Annotated in this window: 19 protein-coding genes, 1 pseudogene and 1 riboswitch; of the genes and pseudogenes, 11 read left to right on the top strand and 9 right to left on the bottom strand. The window is 73.3% G+C overall.

The annotated features are described in order from the left end of the window. The first annotated feature begins 156 nt into the window (after positions 1-156). A riboswitch (FMN riboswitch) is annotated at positions 157-290 on the top strand. Between the two features lie 96 nt (positions 291-386). The 3 genes and pseudogenes from QUG93_RS04290 (at position 387) to ribH (ending at position 2,196) form a co-directional block, all read left to right on the top strand. Next, on the top strand, positions 387-1,028 hold the full coding sequence (locus QUG93_RS04290; protein WP_289472417.1) for a riboflavin synthase: 642 nt from the start codon (positions 387-389) through the stop codon (positions 1,026-1,028). Positions 1,029-1,072: 44 nt separating this feature from the next. Beyond that, positions 1,073-1,687 (top strand): annotated as a pseudogene (gene ribB / locus QUG93_RS04295) (3,4-dihydroxy-2-butanone-4-phosphate synthase); the annotation flags it as partial. A 29-nt stretch (positions 1,688-1,716) separates the two neighbouring features. Continuing rightward, entirely contained in the window at positions 1,717-2,196 is a 480-nt protein-coding gene (gene ribH, locus QUG93_RS04300) for a 6,7-dimethyl-8-ribityllumazine synthase (RefSeq protein WP_289472419.1), read from the top strand. Between the two features lie 204 nt (positions 2,197-2,400). Here ribH and QUG93_RS04305 read toward each other — a convergent pair whose 3' ends face one another. After that, complete coding sequence (locus tag QUG93_RS04305; protein WP_289472420.1) at positions 2,401-2,571, bottom strand: hypothetical protein; 171 nt, start codon at positions 2,569-2,571, stop codon at positions 2,401-2,403. Between the two features lie 91 nt (positions 2,572-2,662). Then, positions 2,663-3,217: a TetR/AcrR family transcriptional regulator gene (locus QUG93_RS04310; protein WP_289472421.1), complete on the bottom strand. Its 555-nt coding sequence runs from the start codon at positions 3,215-3,217 to the stop codon at positions 2,663-2,665. Between the two features lie 136 nt (positions 3,218-3,353). Here QUG93_RS04310 and QUG93_RS04315 point away from each other — a divergent pair, with 136 nt between their 5' ends. From QUG93_RS04315 to QUG93_RS04335, 5 genes are all read left to right on the top strand, one after another. Beyond that, the gene (locus QUG93_RS04315; protein ID WP_289472422.1) at positions 3,354-5,387 is read left to right on the top strand and encodes an aldo/keto reductase; all 2,034 of its coding nucleotides are present in this window, start codon (positions 3,354-3,356) and stop codon (positions 5,385-5,387) included. Next, on the top strand, positions 5,366-6,460 hold the full coding sequence (locus tag QUG93_RS04320) for a LacI family DNA-binding transcriptional regulator (RefSeq protein WP_289472423.1): 1,095 nt from the start codon (positions 5,366-5,368) through the stop codon (positions 6,458-6,460). Before QUG93_RS04315 ends, QUG93_RS04320 begins: the two co-directional genes overlap by 22 nt. 224 nt (positions 6,461-6,684) lie before the next feature. Next, positions 6,685-8,208 carry an MFS transporter gene (locus QUG93_RS04325; RefSeq protein ID WP_289472424.1) on the top strand — a complete coding sequence of 508 codons (1,524 nt, stop codon included), beginning with the start codon at positions 6,685-6,687 and terminating at the stop codon, positions 8,206-8,208. Positions 8,209-8,591: 383 nt separating this feature from the next. Then, the gene (locus tag QUG93_RS04330; RefSeq protein ID WP_289472425.1) at positions 8,592-9,101 is read left to right on the top strand and encodes a flavin reductase family protein; all 510 of its coding nucleotides are present in this window, start codon (positions 8,592-8,594) and stop codon (positions 9,099-9,101) included. A 47-nt stretch (positions 9,102-9,148) separates the two neighbouring features. Continuing rightward, a complete protein-coding gene (locus QUG93_RS04335) occupies positions 9,149-9,763 on the top strand; it encodes a superoxide dismutase (RefSeq protein ID WP_058725055.1) in 615 nt (204 codons plus the stop codon). Between the two features lie 100 nt (positions 9,764-9,863). Here the strand turns inward: QUG93_RS04335 and QUG93_RS04340 are convergent, their stop codons facing one another. Continuing rightward, a complete protein-coding gene (locus QUG93_RS04340; RefSeq protein WP_289472426.1) occupies positions 9,864-10,436 on the bottom strand; it encodes a TetR/AcrR family transcriptional regulator in 573 nt (190 codons plus the stop codon). Between the two features lie 155 nt (positions 10,437-10,591). On the opposite strand from QUG93_RS04340, the gene QUG93_RS04345 reads away from it, so the two are divergent. Then, positions 10,592-11,566 carry a carbohydrate kinase family protein gene (locus QUG93_RS04345; protein WP_289472427.1) on the top strand — a complete coding sequence of 325 codons (975 nt, stop codon included), beginning with the start codon at positions 10,592-10,594 and terminating at the stop codon, positions 11,564-11,566. On the opposite strand, the gene QUG93_RS04350 is transcribed toward QUG93_RS04345, so the two are convergent. From QUG93_RS04350 to upp, 5 genes are all read right to left on the bottom strand, one after another. Further along, positions 11,563-13,041 (bottom strand): serine hydrolase domain-containing protein, encoded by a 1,479-nt coding sequence (locus tag QUG93_RS04350; protein ID WP_289472428.1) that lies wholly within the window; start codon positions 13,039-13,041, stop codon positions 11,563-11,565. The two genes, QUG93_RS04345 and QUG93_RS04350, sit on opposite strands and share 4 nt — an antisense overlap. Continuing rightward, on the bottom strand, positions 13,038-14,387 hold the full coding sequence (locus tag QUG93_RS04355) for a cryptochrome/photolyase family protein (protein WP_289472430.1): 1,350 nt from the start codon (positions 14,385-14,387) through the stop codon (positions 13,038-13,040). The genes QUG93_RS04350 and QUG93_RS04355 overlap by 4 nt, the downstream gene beginning before the upstream one ends. After that, positions 14,384-14,899 (bottom strand): MarR family winged helix-turn-helix transcriptional regulator, encoded by a 516-nt coding sequence (locus QUG93_RS04360; protein WP_289472431.1) that lies wholly within the window; start codon positions 14,897-14,899, stop codon positions 14,384-14,386. Before QUG93_RS04360 ends, QUG93_RS04355 begins: the two co-directional genes overlap by 4 nt. Before the next feature lie 297 nt (positions 14,900-15,196). Further along, the gene (locus QUG93_RS04365) at positions 15,197-15,967 is read right to left on the bottom strand and encodes a winged helix-turn-helix domain-containing protein (protein WP_289472433.1); all 771 of its coding nucleotides are present in this window, start codon (positions 15,965-15,967) and stop codon (positions 15,197-15,199) included. A 548-nt stretch (positions 15,968-16,515) separates the two neighbouring features. Beyond that, positions 16,516-17,151, bottom strand: a complete 636-nt coding sequence (gene upp / locus QUG93_RS04370) for a uracil phosphoribosyltransferase (RefSeq protein ID WP_289472434.1) — start codon at positions 17,149-17,151, stop codon at positions 16,516-16,518. Between the two features lie 75 nt (positions 17,152-17,226). Here upp and QUG93_RS04375 point away from each other — a divergent pair, with 75 nt between their 5' ends. Then, the gene (locus QUG93_RS04375; RefSeq protein WP_289472617.1) at positions 17,227-17,658 is read left to right on the top strand and encodes a nucleoside deaminase; all 432 of its coding nucleotides are present in this window, start codon (positions 17,227-17,229) and stop codon (positions 17,656-17,658) included. 23 nt (positions 17,659-17,681) lie between these two features. Here the strand turns inward: QUG93_RS04375 and QUG93_RS04380 are convergent, their stop codons facing one another. Next, positions 17,682-18,638: a cation diffusion facilitator family transporter gene (locus QUG93_RS04380; protein ID WP_289472435.1), complete on the bottom strand. Its 957-nt coding sequence runs from the start codon at positions 18,636-18,638 to the stop codon at positions 17,682-17,684. 61 nt (positions 18,639-18,699) lie between these two features. Between QUG93_RS04380 and proC the strand changes: the two genes are divergently transcribed. Beyond that, positions 18,700-19,530 (top strand): pyrroline-5-carboxylate reductase, encoded by an 831-nt coding sequence (gene proC / locus QUG93_RS04385; RefSeq protein ID WP_289472436.1) that lies wholly within the window; start codon positions 18,700-18,702, stop codon positions 19,528-19,530. The last annotated feature ends 24 nt before the right edge of the window (positions 19,531-19,554 follow it).

The following is a 19,554-nucleotide window of genomic DNA, read 5'->3' on the forward strand; positions in this document are numbered from 1 at the left end:
GTCCCACCGGGTCAGCGGACGCGCGGACGGGCGGACGGGCGGACGGGAGGGGCGTGACGGCGCCGCCACGCGCCTCCCGTCCGGTCCGTGGTCGGCGTCACGCGGGGCAACAGCCCCGGACGGCCCCCGGCGTCTGGGGTATCATTTCAGGTACGCAAGCGCTCCGGGGTCGGTGCAAGTCCGAACCGGTGGTGACAGTCCACGAGCTGACGCAGGGTGCGAACCCCGCCGATGTTGACCCGGCGGAACTCCGGGACCGACGGTGAGAGTCCGGACGGGAGGAAGCGCTGGCGGACAGGACGTGTCCTCGTACGCGGGGTGCCACGACCCGTCCGTCGATGCCGACGATCGTCGAACGCCCCCGGAGTCCCGTTGAGAGGACACCAGTGTTCACCGGCATCATCGAGGAACTCGGCACCGTCACCGCCGTCGAGCAGCACGGCGACTCCGTCGCGCTCACCGTGCGCGGCCCGAAGGTCGTCGCCGACGCCCGCCACGGCGACTCCATCGCCACGAGCGGCGTCTGCCTGACCGTGGTCGAGCAGACCGACGAGACCTTCACCGCCTTCGTCATGAAGCAGACGCTCGACATGAGCGCCCACGGCACACTCGTCGTGGGGGACCGGTTGAACCTCGAGCGCGCGGCCTCGGTCGGCGACCGCCTCGGTGGCCACATCGTGCAGGGGCACGTGGACGGCACGGCGACCGTGCTCGAGACCGCCGACGGCGACGGCTGGCGACGCGTGCGGTTCTCGCTCGCGCCCGACCTCAGCCCGCTCGTCGTCGACAAGGGCTCCGTCGCGATCGACGGCGTCTCCCTCACGGTCAGCGCCGTCTCTGACGAGGACACCGCACCCGCCGACGCCTGGTTCGAGGTGAGCCTGATCCCGGAGACGCTCGAGGCGACCACGCTCGGCAGCCGCACCCCGGGCGACCGCGTCAACATCGAGACCGACGTCCTCGCACGGCACGTGCGCCGCATGCTGCGGCTCGACGCCCCGACGGCGCCCGTCCTGGAGGCACGGTGACCGCCGTCGGGTCCGCGCACGCGGCGCAGGCGGTCGGCCCGGTCCTGTCCACCGTCGACGACGCGGTCGCCGCGATCGCTGCGGGTCGCCCCGTCATCGTCGCCGATGACGAACACCGCGAGAACGAGGGCGACGTCATCCTGTCCGCCGAGCTCGCGACGCCGGAGTGGGTCGCCTGGACGGTCGCCCACTCGTCCGGGTTCATCTGCGCGCCGGTGAGCGCGGAGATCGCCGACGCCCTCGACCTGCCCCCGATGGTCGCGCACAACGAGGACGTCCGCGGGACCGCCTACACCGTGACGGTCGACGCGGCGGTCGGCGTCACGACGGGCATCAGTGCGCACGACCGGGCGCGCACACTGCGGGTCCTCGCCGACCCGGCGTCCGTGCGGGACGACCTGCACCGACCCGGACACGTGGTCCCCCTGCGGGCACGACCCGGGGGCGTCCGTGAGCGCGCCGGGCACACCGAAGCCGCGATCGAGCTCGTCACCGCAGCCGGGCTCCGGCCCGCCGCGGCGATCTGCGAGATCGTCGGCGAGGACGGCGAGATGATGCGTCTGCCGGGCCTCGTCGAACTCGGGGCACGCGAGGGCGTGCCCGTCATCACCATCGCCGCACTCGTCGACTGGCTCGACGCGGCCGACCGGGCAGCGGCAGGGTCCGTGCCCACGGAAGGAACGACACGATGAGCGGAGCAGGAGCAGCGGAGCGCGACCACGTCGACGGCTCGGGCATCCGGGTGGCGATCGTCACCGGGCAGTGGCACGAGACGATCGCCGGGGGACTCCTCGCCGGGGCGCAGCGCGAGGTCCAGCGCCTCGGGGCGACGGCGCAGGTCGTCCCCGTGCCGGGGAGCTTCGAGCTGCCGGTCGTGGCGAAGGCCGCCCTGGAGTCGGGCTTCGACGCGGTGGTGGCCCTCGGGGTCATCATCCGCGGCGGCACCCCGCACTTCGAGTACGTGTCGAGCGCGGCGACGAGCGGACTGACGACGGTCGCCATCGAGACCGGCAAGCCCGTCGGCTTCGGTGTCCTCACCCTCGACGACGAGCAGCAGGGACTCGACCGTGCCGGGCTGCCGGGGTCGAAGGAGGACAAGGGGGCCGAGGCCGCGCACGCCGCGATCGCGACGGCCGTGTCCCTGCGGAGCCTCCGCCAGCTCGGCTGACGCTCCCGCCCGCGCCGGCGCCGGCGCCGGCCCGCGCCCGCCGGCGCCCGCCGCGTCGAACCTCGGAACCGACGTCGAACCAGTCACCCCGGCCGGTTCGACGTCGGTTTCCTGGTTCGAACCGACACGAGCGCCCGCGCCGGAGACGACGAACGGCCCCGCTCCTCTCGAGGAGGTGCGGGGCCGTTCGTCGTGGAGCTGCGGTTACTTCTTGCCGAAGACGTGGATCGGCAGGAAGAACGAGATGCTCATGAGGAGCAGGCCGCCCATGAAGACGAAGGCCTGACCGGACTCCACCTGGAACGCGAACCCGAACAGGTACATCGACACCAGCAGCAGCAGGATCGAGAAGAAAGCGGCGATGACGCGGCCCACAGTGGTACCTCCGGTTCGAGCGGGTGGATCGGGACCAGTCTATCCCCAGGACGGACGCGACCGGTTCACCCGCGACGGGCCGGGCGCCGGATCACGCACCCGGACGGGTCGCGATGAGCCGGTCGACCACCGCGAGCAGGGCGTCCATGTCGACGGTGCCGCGGTTCGGGCGGAGGTCCGTCGCGATCGCCGCGCCGAGCGACGCCTGGTGGTAGAGCCCGTCACCGAGCAGCTTGACGGCCTGGGCGGTCGGGACGTCGCCGAGCGCGTGCACGAGGGTCTCCAGCCACGCGTTCTCGGTCTCGTCGAGGGTGCGTCCGGCCTCCTCGTACCCGGCCTGCTGCAGCCGGCTGGCCGCGAGCAGGGCGAGGTCGAGCTCGCTGCCGACGTAGAGGCAGTTGCGGACGAAGTACCGCGCCGCACCGTCCTCGGCGTCCCGCATGCGGTCGACGTCGATCGCCGACAGGTCCGACAGTCGCTCGCACAGCCCCTCGACCAGCGCGGCCTTCGACCCGAAGTGGTACAGGAGTCCACCCTTCGAGACCCCGGCCCGCGCGGCGACGGCGTCGAGGGTCGCCGGACGCTCGCCTTCCTCGCACACGATGGCGACGAAGCTGTCCAGGACGCGGTCGCGGGCACTTGCCATGCGCACGAGTCTAGGGAACCGTCCGGACCGTGACGAACACCGGGTTCCGTGAACGTTCACGAACGCCTTGTCCCGCAGGAGCGCCCCGGCTAGCGTCGCCGTGACCGTGAAGGTTCACGACAGGAACAGGATCCGCATGTCAGCGCAGACCGCGACCCCCTCGACCACGCCGCCCGACGGCGCCCCGACCCCTGGCTGGGCGGTGCTCGGCCCCGGGGGCATCGCCCGCCGGTTCCTCTCCCAGCTCTCCGCGAGCACGGGGACGCTCGTCGCCGCGGGCAGCTCCGCGACGGAGCGCGCGCAGGCCTTCGCCGACGAGGCCGCCGACCACGGCTTCGCCGACGTGCGTGCCGGCGGGTACGACGCCGTGCTCGCCGACGACGCGGTCGACGCGGTGTACGTCTCGACCGTGCACACCGGGCACGCCGACCTGGTGCTCCGGGCGCTCGCGGCGGGCAAGGCCGTGCTCTGCGAGAAGCCGCTCGCCCCGAACCACGGCACCGCGATGGCCCTGGTCGACGCCGCGCGCCAGGCGGGCCTGCCCCTCGTCGAGGCGTTCATGTACCGCTTCCACCCGCAGACCGCCGCGCTGCTCGACCTGGTCCGCGACGGTGCGGTCGGCGAGGTCACGCACGTCGACGCCTCGTTCGCGTTCCGCTCCGGGGAGCGCACCGGTCGGCTGTTCGACGTCGCCACGGCCGGCGGCGGCATCCTGGACGTCGGCGGGTACCCGGTCACCATGGCGGCAGCGATCGTGCAGGCAGCGACCGGGGTGGCCGTCGCCGAGCCCGTGGAGCTCACCGCGACGGGCACCCTCGGCCCGACCGGCGTCGACGAGTGGACGGTCGCGCACCTGACCTACCGTGACGGCACGACCGCGAGCGTCCGCACGGGCGTCCGGGTCGAGGACGAGAACACGGTCACCGTGCACGGCACGCGCGGTCGGATCGTCCTGACCGACCCGTGGACGCTGTCCGACGACCCGACGATCCGGATCCACTCGGTGGACGGGGACCCGCGCACGCTGTCCTTCGCGGGCGCGGAGCCCTACGCGCTCGAGGCCGACGCCACCACGGCGGCCCTCGCAGCCGGTGGTGTCGAAGCGGCGCAGATGACGCTCGACGAGACCCTCGCCACCGCCCGCACGCTCGACCGCTGGCGCGCTGCGATCGGTCTGCGCTACCCGTTCGAGGCGGAGACGGCCGACGTCCCGACGGTGAGCGGTCGGACCCTGCGCGTCCGCGACGACGCCCCGATGCGCTACGGCGAGGTCCCCGGCGTCGGCAAGCGGATGTCCCGCCTGGTCATGGGCGTCGACAACCAGCCCGACCTGGCGCACGCGAGCGCCCTCTTCGACATGTTCGTCGAGCAGGGCGGCAACGTCTTCGACACCGGGTACATCTACGGGGGTGGGGTGCTCGAGGGGCGGCTCGGGAAGTGGATCCAGAACCGCGGCATCCGTGACGACGTCGTCGTCATCACGAAGGGCGCGCACACCCCGTACTGCGACCCGGAGTCGTTGACCCGGCAGCTGCTCGAGAGCCTCGAGCGCCAGGGGACCGACCACGCGGACGTCTACATGATGCACCGGGACAACCCGGACGTACCGGTGGGGGAGTTCGTCGACGTCCTCGACGAGCACCGTCGTGCCGGTCGCATCCGGGTGTTCGGCGGATCGAACTGGACGCCGGCACGCTTCGACGAGGCGAACGCCTACGCCGCGGCCAACGGCAGGCACGGCTTCGAGGTCCTGAGCAACCACTTCGGGCTCGCCGAGGCGTACGACGTGCCGTGGGACGGTTGCGAGCACGCCACGGACCCGGCGTCGAAGCGGTGGCTCGAGGAGCGCCAGGTCCCGCTGCTGCCCTGGTCCTCGCAGGCGCGGGGCTTCTTCACCGGTCGCGCCGCCCCGGAGGACACGAGCGACGCCGAGCTCGTGCGCTGCTACTACTCGGACGCCAACTTCGAACGGCTGCGTCGTGCGCGCGAGCTCGGTGAGCAGTACGGCGTGCCGGCGACCGCGATCGCCCTGGCGTACGTCCTGCACCAGCCGTTCCCGACGTTCCCGTTGTTCGGACCGCGGACCATCGCCGAGGCCCGGTCCTCGATGACGGGCCTGTCGGTCGAGCTCAGCCCGGAGCAGGTCGCGTGGCTGGACCTGCGCGCCTGACGCGCGTCGCCGGTGCGGGCGAGGAGGCGGGCGCGGCCGGACCGGCCGCGCCCGCCTCGCTCCGCGGCGCTCCCCGGACGGTGGGGCCCTCGTCCACGCGCGCGACCATCCACGACGTGGCCGCGGCTGCGGGGGTCTCACGCCAGACGGTGACCCGGGCGATGAACGGCCTGTACGGCATCAGCACGGCGACGAAGGAACGCGTGCTGGCGGCGGCCGCGGCCCTCGACTACCGGCCGTCCCGGTTCGGTCGCGGGCTCGTCACGGGTGGTGACCGCCAGCTCGGCCTCGTCGTCAACGACCTCCGCAACCCCTACTCACCCGAGCTCGCCGCTGCGGTGCTCGGGCTGGCGGCCGGTCGCGGGTGGGACGTGATGCTCGCCGACGTGGGGCTCGCCGGTGACTCGGACCGGGCCGTCCAGGCGCTCGGGCAGCAGACGGACGTGGTCGTGGGCTACCTCGGCGCCCGGGCACCGGAGTGGATCGAACGGCTCGGCAGCGTCCCGGTGGTGGAGCTCGACCCCGCGGGCGAGGTGCTGCGGGCCGCGGTCCGGATCGACCCGAGCACGGCGATCGAGGAACTCGCCGACCACCTGGTGCGGACGGGCGTGCGGCACCCGGTCATCGTCGACGCATCGGACACCGGGCGGCCGAGCAGTCGCGGACGGCTGATGCTCGACGCCCTCCGCCGCCGCGGATACCTCCCCGAGGTCGCCATCGCCGACGCCCCCACCTCGGAGCACGGCGCGGCGATGACCGCTCGCGCGCTCGAACGGTTCCGTCGGGTCGACGCCGTGCTCGCGTTCAACGACCTGATGGCCCTCGGCGTGCTCGCCGCGTGCCGCCGGGCGGGCAGGGACGTGCCCGGTGACGTCCGGGTGGTCGGGGTGGACGGCCTCGCACTCGGCACGCTCGTCGCCCCGGCGTTGACGACGCTCGCGGTCGACCTCGACGCCGTCGCGCGGGAGGCGCTCGACCTGGCGCTCGGCATGCTGAGCGGCGGCCTGCCGCGCTCCGGCGCGGCCGTGCAGCGCACGGTCCGCCACCGGCTGCTGCTGCGCGAGTCCGCCTGACCGACACCGCGGGACGGGGCGACCGGAGGGCGGACGGGAGGCCCGTGGCGGACCGGGCCACGAGCCTCCGGTCCGGCATTGGTTGCGTTTGCAACCATGACCGTCCAGACGGTACACTTACGGAGTCCTGACGGGGCGCGTGACCACTTCCGCGCCCCGTCTCGTCTGCCCGTTCCGAAGTGTCCGCCGTCGACCTGGTCCGGCTCGTTCCCCAGGGAGTCACCGTGTCCGCACTGCTCACCAGCCCCGTCGCCACCGCCGTCACCGGCAGCCGCGCCCGACGGTTCGCGGCCCTCGCCGTGCTGATGCTCCCGGTGTTGCTCATCTCCGTGGACAACACCGTGCTGAGCTTCGCGCTGCCGACCATCGCGCGCGCCCTCGACCCGAGCGCCACGACCCAGCTGTGGATCGTCGACGCCTACCCGCTCGTGCTCGCCGGCCTGCTCGTCGTGATGGGCAGCATCGGTGACCGCATCGGCCGCCGGAGGATCCTCGTCATCGGCGCCACCGGCTTCGCGCTGCTCTCCGTCGCCGCGGCCTTCGCGACCGAGGCGTGGATGCTCGTCGCCGCCCGCGCCGTGATGGGCGTCTTCGGGGCGATGCTCATGCCCGCGACCCTGTCGATCATCCGCAACGTCTTCGTCGACGCGGGGGAGCGGCGGATGGCGCTCGCCGTCTGGTCCACGATGTTCGCCGCGGGCAACGCGCTCGGCCCGCTCGTCGGCGGCGTCCTGCTCGCGCACTTCCACTGGGGGGCGGTGTTCCTCGTCGCCGTCCCGATCCTCGTGCTCATGCTCGTCGGCGTCCCCTTCTTCGTGCCCGAGTCGCGCGACCCCGCGCCCGGGCCGGTCGACGTGCCGAGCATGCTCCTGTCGCTCGGGACGCTCGCGCCGGTGGCCTGGGCGATCAAGTCGCTCGTGCACCCGGAGGAGCGTGGCCTCGCGATCGCGGTGCTCGCGGTCGGCGTCCTCTGCGGCGTCGCCTTCGTCCGACGCCAGCTCCGGTCACGCACCCCGATGCTCGACCTCCGGCTCTTCCGGAGCACGGCCTTCACCGGCAGCGTGCTCATGAACATGGCAGCGATGTTCTCGCTGACCGGCTTCCTCTTCTTCATCGCGCAGCACCTGCAGCTCGTGGCCGGGCTCGACCCGTTCGCCTCGGGCCTGGTGCTCGTCCCCGGATCGGTGCTGACGATCGTGGCCGGACTCGTCGTCGTGCCGATCGTCGCCCGCGTGGCTCCGCGGTGGGTCGTCGCCGTGTCCCTCACCTTCTCGGCCGCGGCGTACGCCATGGTCTCGGTGCTCGGGCACCACGCGTCGATCGTGGCACTGGCGTTCGCGTTCGTGCTGCTCGGCATCGGGATCGGTGCGTCCGAGACGGTGACGAACGACCTGATCATCTCGACGGCCCCGGCGGCCAAGGCCGGAGCGGCGTCGGCGGTGTCCGAGACCGCGTACGAGATCGGCGCCGTGCTCGGGACGGCCGTGCTCGGGACGATCCTCGCGACCGCGTACCGGGCGCACGTCGTGGTGCCGGACGAGCTCGGTGGCGCCGCCCACACCGCGGCGCAGGAGACCCTCGGCGGTGCGGTGTCGGCGGCTGCCGACCTCGGCGGGACGGCGGGGCAGGCGCTGCTCGAGAGCGCCCGCGCGGCGTTCGACTCCGGCGTGACGATCACGGGCGCGGTGGCCGCCGTGCTCATGCTCGTCGCGGCCGCGGCGTCCGTGGTCATGCTCAAGCGCGACTGAGCCCGCCCCGACTCCGGCGGGCACGCGTCCGGCCCCGTCCGTGGACCCCGTCCACGCGCGCGCCACGTCCGCGCACCCCGTCCACGCGCGCGCCACGTCCATGGAGCAGAAGACGTCGGGTCGCCCGCGCGTACTCGACGTCTTCTGCTCCACCGACGGCACGGGCGGCACGGCGGCACGGCGGCACGGCGGCACGAGCGGCACGGGCGGCACGGCGGCACGGGTGGCACGGGCGGCCCGGCGGGCGGCCCGGAGAGCGCGTCCGGCGCGCCCGGGATCGGACGAACCTGGGAATCGTTGACCTCAACCACGGTTGAGGTCCTACGTTGGGACGTGGCCGCGCAGCCGCGGCCCACCCACCCCGGAGGAACGCCACGACTGCCATGCCCGACGAAGCACCGGCCACCATCGCCGACGCGTACAAGGCCGCCTTCCGCGGACACCCCGCCGGTGTCGCGGTCATCACCGCCGAGGGGCCGGACGGTCCCACCGGCCTCACCGCGTCCAGTGTCGCGAGCGTCGCGGTCGACCCGCCCGTGCTCGTCTTCTCCCTGTCCACGAACTCCGGCTCGGCCGGCGTCGTCCTCGGTGCGCCGTTGTTCGTCGTGCACCTCGTCGACTCGCTCGGGGTCGGACTCGCCAAGCGCTTCGCAGCGACCGGCAGCCCCGCGGCCGACGACCCGATCTGGGGCACGCTCCCGTCGGGGGACCGGTACCTGCCCGGAGCCGCCAGCGCCCTCCGCTGCCGCCCGCTGTCGACCACGCCCATCGGCTCGTCGACCGTCGTGGTCGCCGAGGTGCTCGACATCGTCGTGGGCACGGACCGCGGCGAGCCGCTGGTCTACCACAACCGGGAGTTCCACTCCCTGACCGATCGTTCCCGGCTCTCCTGAGCGCCGCGGAGCCCATCACGACCACCACCGATCGAAAGGACCTCGTCATGGCCGAGTACACCCTGCCCGAACTGCCGTACGACTACGCCGCACTCGAGCCGCACATCAGCGGCAAGATCATGCAGTTGCACCACGACAAGCACCACCAGACCTACGTGACCGGTGCGAACACCGCCCTCGAGCAGCTCGCCGAGGCCCGTGAGTCGGGCAACCTCGCCAACGTCAACAAGCTCGAGAAGGACCTCGCCTTCAACCTCGGCGGCCACGTCAACCACTCGATCTTCTGGACCAACCTCGGCCCGGACACGAAGGTCCCCGAGGGCGAGCTCGCCGCGGCGATCGACGAGTTCTTCGGCTCGTTCGAGAAGTTCCAGGCGCAGTTCACCGCCGTCGCGACGGGCATCCAGGGCTCCGGCTGGTCGGTGCTCGCGTGGGACCAGGTCGGCCAGAAGCTCACCACGTTCCAGCTGTTCGACCAGCAGGCCAACGTGCCGCTGGGCGTCGTCCCGATCTTCATGCTCGACATGTGGGAGCACGCCTTCTACCTCGACTACCTCAACGTCAAGGCGGACTACGTCAAGGCCGTGTGGAACATCGTCGACTGGGAGAACGTGGCCGCTCGCTTCGCGAACGCCAAGTCGCAGTCGTTCGTCACGCTCTGAGGTGACGTGACGTCGGTCGCCACCGCGACCGGCTGACGGACGGGAGGCGCGGTGCCGGTCGGCACCGCGCCTCCCGTCCGTCGTCGGTGCGGGTCCGACGTCAGGCGGCCGCCAGGCGGACGCCCGCAGCAAGCTGTCCGGCGATCGCGCGGAGCGCGCCGTCGACGTCGGTGCGCTCCGGGTCGACCAGGGCGCCCCACTGCGCACCACGAGCAGCCGCGACCGCTGCGCGTGCCATCCGGTCGGCCTCGACGTCGCAGTGCCCGTGCGCACGGCACCAGGCCGCGAGCTCGGCCACGTGTCGGCGGTGGGTGCGCTGCTGGCGGTCGCGACCGTCGAGGGACTCGACGCAGCCGATCTCGAACGTCAGGCGTGCTGCGAGTCGGCGGTCGGGGCTGCCGAGCCCGCCGAAGACCGCGACGAGGTGCTCCGCGAGGGCGCACGGGTCCGCGTCCGGAGCGAGCGTCCGGTGCTCGTCGCCGCACAGGTGGTCGACGACGGCGTCGATCAGTGCCTCGCGCGTGCCGAAGTGGTAGACGATCGGGTAGGCGCTCGTACCGAGGACCCGGCCGAGGCTCCGGACGGAGGCGTCCTCGAGCTTGGTGTGCTGCAGGTGGCGGGCGACCTTCGCGACGATCGCGGGCTTGAGGGTCGGGTCGGGTCTCCTGGGCATGGTCCCTCCGGCGGGGTCTCGAGCGGGCGGCGGTCGTGCTGGCGGACGAGGGTCATCTGAAATGTTAGCGGATCATGCCGGGAAGCGGACACTCTTCCGCGCGCCGTTCGACGATCGAAGGGGAGCAATGCTCGCTTCCTCGTAGGATGGCGGACGTGTCACCTCCTCCCGAGCCGGTCCCGGCGGCCCCAGCGCACCGAGAGCCGCGCCCCGTGCGGCAGGACGCGGGGCGTCGCCGCGGCGTCGGCAAGCGTTTCCTGGTCGTCGGCGACGTGCTCGACGGTGTGCTCGTCCAGACCACCGCCGCGACCACGGGCGTGCACGACCCTGCGGCCGTGATCCGGCACCGTGCGGTGGGAGCTGCCGGCAACACCGCGACCTGGCTCGGGTGGTTGGGTGCTGACGTCGACGTCGTCACGCGGGTCGGCGTGGACGACGTCCACCGTCACGAGCGGACGCTGACGGACGCCGGGGTGCGCGCGCACGTCCGGTACGACCCGTGCGTCGTGACCGGTGCGCTCGTGTCCGTGCGGAGTGCCGAGGGACGCACGACCATGTCCGACCCTGCGGCGAGCGGCACGCTGTCCGCGGACGACCTGACCGACGACCTGGTCGAGCGGGCGGACGTCGTGCACCTGACCGGGGCCGCGATGCTCGGCGGTGGCGGCGCCGACCGCGTCGCCGGGCTCGTCGCGCGGGCGGGGTCCGGAGGCGCACGGGTGTCGCTCGACCCGTCCTCGGTCGCCGTCGTCCGCGATCTCGGGGTGGAGGCGTGGGCGCGGGTGCTCACCGGGGTGGACCTGCTCCTGCCGAACGTCGCCGAGGCGCTCGCCCTGAGCGGGACGGACCGGGTGACCGAGGCCGTCCGCCGACTGACCGAGGTCGTCCCGCTCGTGGTCGTCACGACCGGGGCCGAGGGTGCCGTCGTCGGTCGTCCCGGTCGCCCCCCGCTCCGTGTCGCGGCGACCGCGACGACCGTGGTCGACACGATCGGTGTCGGCGATGCCTTCGCCGCCGGGTTCCTCCGGGCGTGGGCGACCGATCCCGTGCGGGTGGGGGCGGCGGCTCGTGAGGGGACGCGGGTCGCCTCGCGCGCCCTCGGGTTCGTCGGCGGGCGGCCGCCGGTCTAGTGTTCCGCGGGCTCGGGCGTGATCGTCAGGGTCTGCACCCGACCAGCGGCCAGCGGGGCCAGCCGGATCTCGACCCGGAGCCGTCCCGCGCTGCCGGGCAGCCACCACCGCAGCTGCGACGGCACGGTCGACGACTCCTCGACGGGATCGGCTCCGAGGTCCGCGCCGACGGCCTGCAGGGCTCCGAGCAGCGCCCGTCGTCGTGCTTCCCACGGCCGGTCCATCGGGACGTTCGGCGTGCACACCGCAGCCCCGCGCTCCGCTGCCGCGTCGTCGTCGAGGCCGTCCGTCGCCCACGCGCGGAGCAGTCCGGTCACGGCGACCTGCGCTGCCCGGGTGGCCTCGACGGTCCGTCGCACCCCCGGTGCAGCGGCGCTGGTCGACCGGACGGCTGGGCCGCTCCGGCCGCCCAGGACGTCGGCGAGCAGTGCGTCGAGCGCCTGCTCCGCCGGCACCGAGACCTTCGCCTGCGTGGCGTTCTCGAACGCCACGACACCGAGCCCGTGCTCGACGGACCACCGCACGTGCGCCGAGAACCCCGGGTAGCCACCCGAGTGGGAGGCGATCTCGCCGAAGCGCGTGTCCTGCTCGACGAAGAGCCCGAAGCCGTACGCGGTCGGACGCGCGGCGGTGGGGACGACCGACGGCGGCACGACACGCATCGCCTGCTGCATCAGCCGGCGGTCGGCGGGGGACAACGGACCGGGCTCGGGTGCACCGGAGGCCGCGGAGGCCAGGTGCCGGCCCCAGCGGGCCAGGTCGCGCACGGTCGAGAACAACCCGCCGATCGGCGAGAAGGCGCCGGGACCGGTCATCGGCTGCGGTGTCCAGGAGCCGTCGTCGTCGCGCTGCCCGGTCACGACGTACCCGCGGGCCTGCTCGGCGCTGAAGACGGTGTCGTCCAGCCCGAGCGGACGGAGCACCCGCTCGGTCACCGCCTGCGGGTAGGGCACGCCCGCGGCCCGGGCCACCGCCCGGCCGAGCAGCGCGTACCCGGTGTTCGAGTAGGCGAACCGCGTGCCGGGGACCGAGTCGAAGAGCAGGCCCGCACGGAGCACGGCGTCGAGGTCCTCGTCGCTGATCGACTCCTGCCGGTCGGCCCACGGGTCGTCGGTGGGCAGGCCGCCGGCCATCGTCAGGAGCATCCGGAGCGTCGGGACGGGGGAGTCCACCGAGGGCAGCTCGACCGCGGCGAAGGCAGGGACCGTGTCGGAGACGGGCGCGTCGAGGTCGACCGCCCCCTCGGCGACCAGGGTGAGCAGCGTGGCCGCGGTGATGCTCTTCGTGCACGACGCGATCCGGTAGACCGTGTCGGCGTCGGGCGCCCGTCCGTCCCCGCGGTCGCCGTGCCCGCCCGATGCGACGAGGCCCTGCCGGTCGAACACACCCCAGACGCTGCTCGGAGCCGTGCCTGCCGTGACCCGGTCGCGGAACCGGGCGTCGACCGCGTCGAGCACCGCCGTCGACGGGGTCACGCGCGGCGCATCTCGGCGTAGGCGTCCAGTGCGCGCTGCCGCGAGGCCTTGAGGTCGACCATCGGCTCCGGACGGTCCTCGTCCGCGGGCACCCAGCGGTGGACGTACTCGCGGTGCGGGTCGAACCGTTCGAGCTGCCGGTCGGGGTTGAAGACGCGGAAGTACGGCGCCGCGTCGAAGCCCGAGCCCGCGACCCACTGCCAGTTGCCGGCGTTGTTCGCCGGGTCGGCGTCGACCAGGGTGTCCCAGAACCACTGCTCGCCGATGCGCCAGTCGACCAGCAGGTTCTTGACGAGGAAGCTCGCCGCCGCCAGCCGTACGCGGTTGTGCATGGCGCCGGAGCTCCAGAGCTCCCGCATGCCCGCGTCGACCAGGTCGAAGCCGGTCCGGCCGTGCCGCCAGCGGTCGAGCTCGTCCTCGTCGACCTGGCGCCAGGGGAACGCGTCGAACTCGCGCCGGACGTTCACCGTCGCCAGGTGATCGCAGTGGAAGTACTCGTTCCAGTTGAACTCGCGCCACGCGAGCTGCCGGAGGAAGGCCGGAGCCTGCCGCCGCTGTGCGGGCTCGAGCTCGCCGTGCAGCCGGTGCCAGACCTGGTACGGGCTGACCTCGCCCCACCGCAGGTGCGGCGAGAGGTCGCTCGTCGCGGCCATCGCCGGTTCGTCGCGCTTGTCGTAGTCCTCGAGCGCGTCGTGCACGAACTGCTCGAGCTTCCGGTGGGCCCCGGCCTCGCCCGGCTCCCACGCGTCGCGCAGTCCACCCGCCCAGTCGGGCGCCGTGGGCAGGAACGCCCAGTCGTCGAGGTCGTCGGACGCGACGTCGGCCGGACCGGGCAGGTCGTCCGGCGCCGGCAGCGGGTGTCGGGGCTCGGGCATCGCCTGGGCCGCGCGCCAGAAGGGCGTGAACACCTTGAACGGTTCGCCCTGCCCGGTGAGCACCGTCCACGGTTCCCAGAGCAGGTTGGCGGCGAAGCTGTGGGCCTCGGTCCCGCCCTCGGTCAGCGCGGTCTTGATGCCGGCGTCCAGGTCCCGTTCGACACGGCCGTACCGGCGGTTCCAGTACACGGCGTCGGCGCCGGACTCGGCGACGAGTTCCGGGATCACCCGCGCCGCGGGCCCGCGACGAAGGACGAGCCGCGAGTGCCGGTCGCGCAGGTCGGCGTCGAGCGCGCTCAGGGAGTGGTGCAGCCACCAGCGGCTCGCGGCACCGACCGGCCGGACACCCGGGGTGTCCTCGTCGAGCACGACGACGACCGTAACCGTGCCGCCGTGGTCGATCGCCGCGCGGAGCGCAGGGTTGTCGCCGAGACGCAGGTCCTCGCGCAGCCAGACGATCGCGCCGCTCACGCGGACACCGCCTCGGTCGGGCGGTCGCGGCGCGTCCGGCCGTCGGTCCCGCTGCCCGCAGTCGTCCGGATCTTCGTGCAGAGCTCGGTGAGCGTGCGGAGTTCGTCGTCGTCGAGCCCGGCGCCCACCTGCTCCGCGATGGTCTGCGCGTGCTGCACCGCCACGGACCGGTAGACGTCGAAGCCGTGCGGGGTGAGCGCGACGATGACCCCGCGTGCGTCGCTCGGATCGGGCTGTTTCTCGACGATCCCACGCGAGGCGAGCCGCTCGACCAGGCGGCTCACGCTGGGCTGCGTCAGGAGCAGGTGGCCCGTCAGGTCGCGCATCCGGCACCGGCGTCCGGGCTGCGTCGACAGGTTGAAGCAGACGTCGTACTCGTTGAACGAGATCTCCCCGCCGGGGAAGTCCGCGTTGAGTGCGCGCATCACGGTCACCTGCGCCCGGAAGAGTGCCTCCCAGGCCGCGACAGCCGTCGCCTTGTCACTGCGGCGTGCGTCGTCCACGGTCGCCATCCCTCCGGTCGTGCGTCGGTCCACACTACCGACGCGCCGCGACGGCGGACGGAGGCCCGACGGCACCCGGGGGACGGTGTGACGAGAAGACGAGGGTGGCCCGGACAGGACGGAGGCCGGTCGCCTTCTGAGCGACCGGCCTCCTCCCTTGCACCAAGAGTGTCCTGCAATCACATTCCGCAGACGGTGCCACAGCAAACACTGCCTGCACCACCGACTGTATAACGGCGAGGTAACGGTGCGCCAGCGTGTCCCGGTGCTGTTCCCTGCGAGTTCACCGAGTGCCCGCGGAGTGGATCAGAAGAGGTCGGGCGACGGCGTCGAGGCGTAGCGCACCGCCACGTCCGCATGCCGGTCGAAGCGGTACCCGACCCCGCGCACGGTCCGGACGATCTCCTCGAACGCGCCGAGCTTCGAACGGAGCCGACGCACGTGCACGTCGATGGTGCGCTCGTTCGGGGTCTCGTCCTCGCCGTCGGACCACAGGCCGTCGATGATGGCCGCGCGGTCCACCGTCTGGCCCTCGCGCAGCACGAGGAACTGGAGGAGCTCGAACTCCTTGTAGGTCAGGGGAGCGGCCTCACCGTCGAGCGTCACGCGCTTCCGCGAGATGTCGATCACGACGCCCGTCTCCTCGGGCTCGGGCTTCTCGGCCTGCTTGCGTGCCGCGACGGCGGAGCGGTCCTGCAGCGCGAGCCGGACGACGTCGACGTCACGCCCGCCGGAGCCCTCGGCCGCGACCGCGACCGCGGCGTACGTCTCCGACGACGGGACCAGCTGGGCGGTCAGGGCCTTCAGCTGCTCGACCACCGCGGCGAGGGTGGTGCCGGCCGCAGCGGCAGCGGCCTCGTCGATGCCGACGTAGAGCGCGAAGCCGCGGGCCTCGGTGCCCTCGGGCAGTGCGCGGTTCCGCTGGGGCGCGACCACGGGGCTGGTCGGCACGCCGCTCGGGACCGGAGGGGCGACCGGCTGGCGCCGCGGGCGGATCGGCGTGACGGTGCCGAGGTCGGTCGGGGCCGGGGCAGCGGTCCGGTGTGCGGTACGGGGCTGGGCGATGGTGAGCGACATGGCGGTTCCTCGGGCGGGTGGCTGCGGTGTGGTGCACCGCGGCGGTGTCGAATGCGTCGGTCCGGGTACGGCGGATCGCCGTGTCGCCCAGCGGTCCTGCGGTGGACCGGGGCCTCCCGGGAGGTACGGGTGTCGACCGCCTCGAGCGCTGGAGTGGCTGCGCGTCGTCGAGGTGGCGTCACCCGGGGATCACACGCGCGCGACCGGGGTGGTGTCGCGGGGGATCCGGCTGGAACGGGTACCGATCAGGCACACATTCGACAACGCATGACCGCCGTCGCCGGCATCATCGTGCCGGCGGTCCCCAGGGCCTCGCAGAGGACTCGGGTGGACACGGTTGCAGTCATGGGACGAGTATCGGCGGTATACCAACGTGCTGTCAACCGTCCGCCCGGACGGTGACGAGAGCGGACAGGCGCCGCGTCCCGCCGGGCAGGTGGGACGCCGGCGTCGCACAGGGGCCCCGCCCTGCCCGCGGACACGAGACGCCCCCGTCGGCGCGGTCCCGGTGGGGTCCGCGCCGACGGGGGCGTCGGGCAGCGGGGCTGTTACTCGGCCAGGCCGTACAGGCGGTCCCCGGCGTCGCCGAGGCCCGGGACGATGTAGCCGTTCTCGTCGAGCTTCTCGTCGAGGGCGCCGAGGACGATGCTCACGTTGCGGTCGCCGACGGCCTGCTCGACGGCGGCGAGGCCCTCGGGCGCACCGAGGATGCACACGCAGGTGACCTCCTCTGCTCCGCGGTCGAACAGGAAGTCGATCGCGGCGGCGAGGGTGCCACCGGTGGCGAGCATCGGGTCGAGCACGAAGCACTGCCGGCCGGACAGGTCGTCCGGCAGACGCTCGGCGTAGGTCTGCGGCTCGAGGGTCTCCTCGTTGCGCGCCATGCCGAGGAACCCGACCTCGGCCGTGGGGACGAGCTTGACCATGCCCTCGAGCATGCCGAGACCCGCCCGGAGGATCGGGACCACCAGCGGGCGGGGCTTCGCGATCGCGACGCCCGTCGTGCGCGCGACCGGCGTGTCGATCGGCGTCGCCGTCACGCGGACGTTCCGGGTGGCCTCGTAGGCCAGGAGCGTGACGAGCTCCTCGGTGAGGGCGCGGAAGGTGGGGGAGGGTGTGGTCCGGTCGCGGAGCACCGAGAGCTTGTGGGTGATGAGCGGGTGGTCGGCGACGTGGACACGCATGGGGTCGAGCGTACCGTGCCGATGGGGCAGGATCGATGCGTGGAACACCCTGCCGGCCGCCCCTTCACCGCCGCGATGGACCGTGCGCTGGACGAGGCGCGGGCATGCCTGGCGACCGGTGACGTCCCGGTCGGCGCGGTGGTGCTCGACGCCGGCGGCGCGGTCGTCGCCGTCGGGCGGAACGAGCGCGAGGCACGGCAGGACCCCACCGCCCACGCCGAGGTGCTCGCGCTGCGCGCCGCTGCCGAGGTCACCGGCGACTGGCACCTCGCCGAGCACACCCTGGTGGTGACGCTCGAGCCGTGCCCGATGTGCGCCGGTGCCGCCCTCGCCGCCCGGGTACCGCGGATCGTGTTCGGTGCGTGGGACCCGAAGGCCGGGGCGAGCGGCAGCCTGTACGACATCGCGCGGGACCGGCGGTTGCCGCACCGGGCCGAGGTCGTCGCGGGGGTGCGCGAGCAGGCGTGTGCCGGACTGCTCGACGACTTCTTCCGCGGACGGCGCTGACCCGCCCCGTCGGACGGCGCGCCTCAGTCGGCGGCGCGGATGACGATCGCCTCGGTGGGCGGCCGCGGACCGGTCCGGAGCACGTCCGGCTCGACGTAGATGACCCGGGCGATCGGGACGGCCGCTCGGATGCGCTGCTCCACGACGTCGATGCCCGCCGCGACGTCGCCGAGTCGTCGGTCGCCGTCGACCGCGACCTTCATGCCGACCATCAGCTCGTCCGGCCCGAGGTACAGCGTCTTGAGGTGCACGATCGACTCGACCTCGGGGCCGTCGAGCACGGCTGCCCGGATCCGCTCGACGTCGGCGGCGCTCGCCCCCTCGCCCACGAGCAGGCTCTTCGTCTCGATGCCGAGCACGACGGCCACCGCGATGAGCAGCAGGGCGATCAGGATCGTGCCGATGGCGTCGAAGACCCCGTTGCCGGTGAGCACGGTCAGGCCGACACCGAACAGGGCGAGGACGAGGCCGGTCAACGCGGCGGTGTCCTCGAGCATGACCACGGGGAGCTCGGGTGCCTTCGCACGGCGGACGAACTGCACCCACGACTGCGACCCCTTCTGCGGGCGGGCCTCGCGCAGGGCGGTGCGGAGCGAGAAGCCCTCGAGCCCGATCGCCACGACGAGCACGGCGACGGGGAGCCACCAGTTCGTCAGGGGGTGCGGCTCGCGCAGCTTCTCGAGGCCCTCGTAGAGCGAGAACACCCCGCCGATGCTGAACAGGATGATCGAGACGACGAAGGCGTACACGTAGCGCTCGCGACCGTGGCCGAACGGGTGCTCCTGGTCCGCTGCGCGACGGGCACGGCGTCCGCCGAGCAGGAGCAGCAGCTGGTTGGCCGAGTCCGCCAGGGAGTGGACGCCCTCGGCGAGCATCGCCGCCGATCCGCTGATCGCTGCCGCGACGAACTTGACGATCGCGATGCCGACGTTCGCGGCGAGGGCGGCGAGGATCGCCTTCGTGCCTCCCGAAGCGCTCACAGGGGTCCCTTCTCCCGACCTGTCCCGATCCTAGGCGTGGGCGCTGGGTAGGGTCGGGAGCATGACGATCGAACTGCCCCGCACCGCCATGCTCGGCGTCGGCTCCATGTCCGGCAGCGTCCTCCAGGGACTCCTCGCGGCCGGTCTCGACCCCGCGACCGTGGCGCTCACGACGCGGTCCGAGGCCTCGGCGGCGGCGTGGCGGGAGCGCGGTCTCGCCGCCACGGCGACCGACACCGACCCGGAGGCGAACCGGGCCGCCGTCCGCGGCGCCGGGCTCGTCGTGCTCGGCGTCAAGCCGTACCTGGTCGGCGAGGTCCTCGACGAGGTCGCCGCGTCCCTGCACCCGGGCGCGGTCGTCGTGAGCGTCGCGGTCGGCACCACCCTGGCGTCGATGGAGGCCCGTGTGCCCGCCGGCGTCCGGGTCGTCCGCGCGCTGCCGAACACCCCGATCGGCGTCGGCCACGGCGTCACCGGCGTCAGCGCGGGCTCCACCGCCGACGCGGACGCGGTCGCGCTGGCCTCCTCGGTGTTCGCCGTCTCCGGGCAGGTGCTCGAGGTGCCCGAGCACCAGCTCGACGCACTGTCCGCCGTCTCCGGGTCCGGGCCCGCCTACGTCTTCCTGCTCGTCGAGCAGTGGCAGCAGGCGGCCGAGGGCCTCGGCTTCACCCCCGAGCAGGCCGCCACCATGGTGCAGGGCACGCTGCGGGGCGCCGTCGAACTGCTGGCCGCCTCGGGTCGCGGTCCCGCCGAACTCCGTCGTGCGGTCACCAGCCCGAAGGGCACCACCGAGCGGGCGGTCGCGGTGCTGCAGGAGGCCGACCTGGCCGACACCTTCACGCGCGCGTCGCGCGCGGCGATCGCGCGGGCCGAGGAGATCGCGGCGTCGTGACGCTGCGGCTGTCGGGGTGACCGA

Origin of the sequence: Curtobacterium caseinilyticum (assembly GCF_030363035.1) — a bacterium.
Classification (GTDB): domain Bacteria; phylum Actinomycetota; class Actinomycetes; order Actinomycetales; family Microbacteriaceae; genus Curtobacterium; species Curtobacterium caseinilyticum.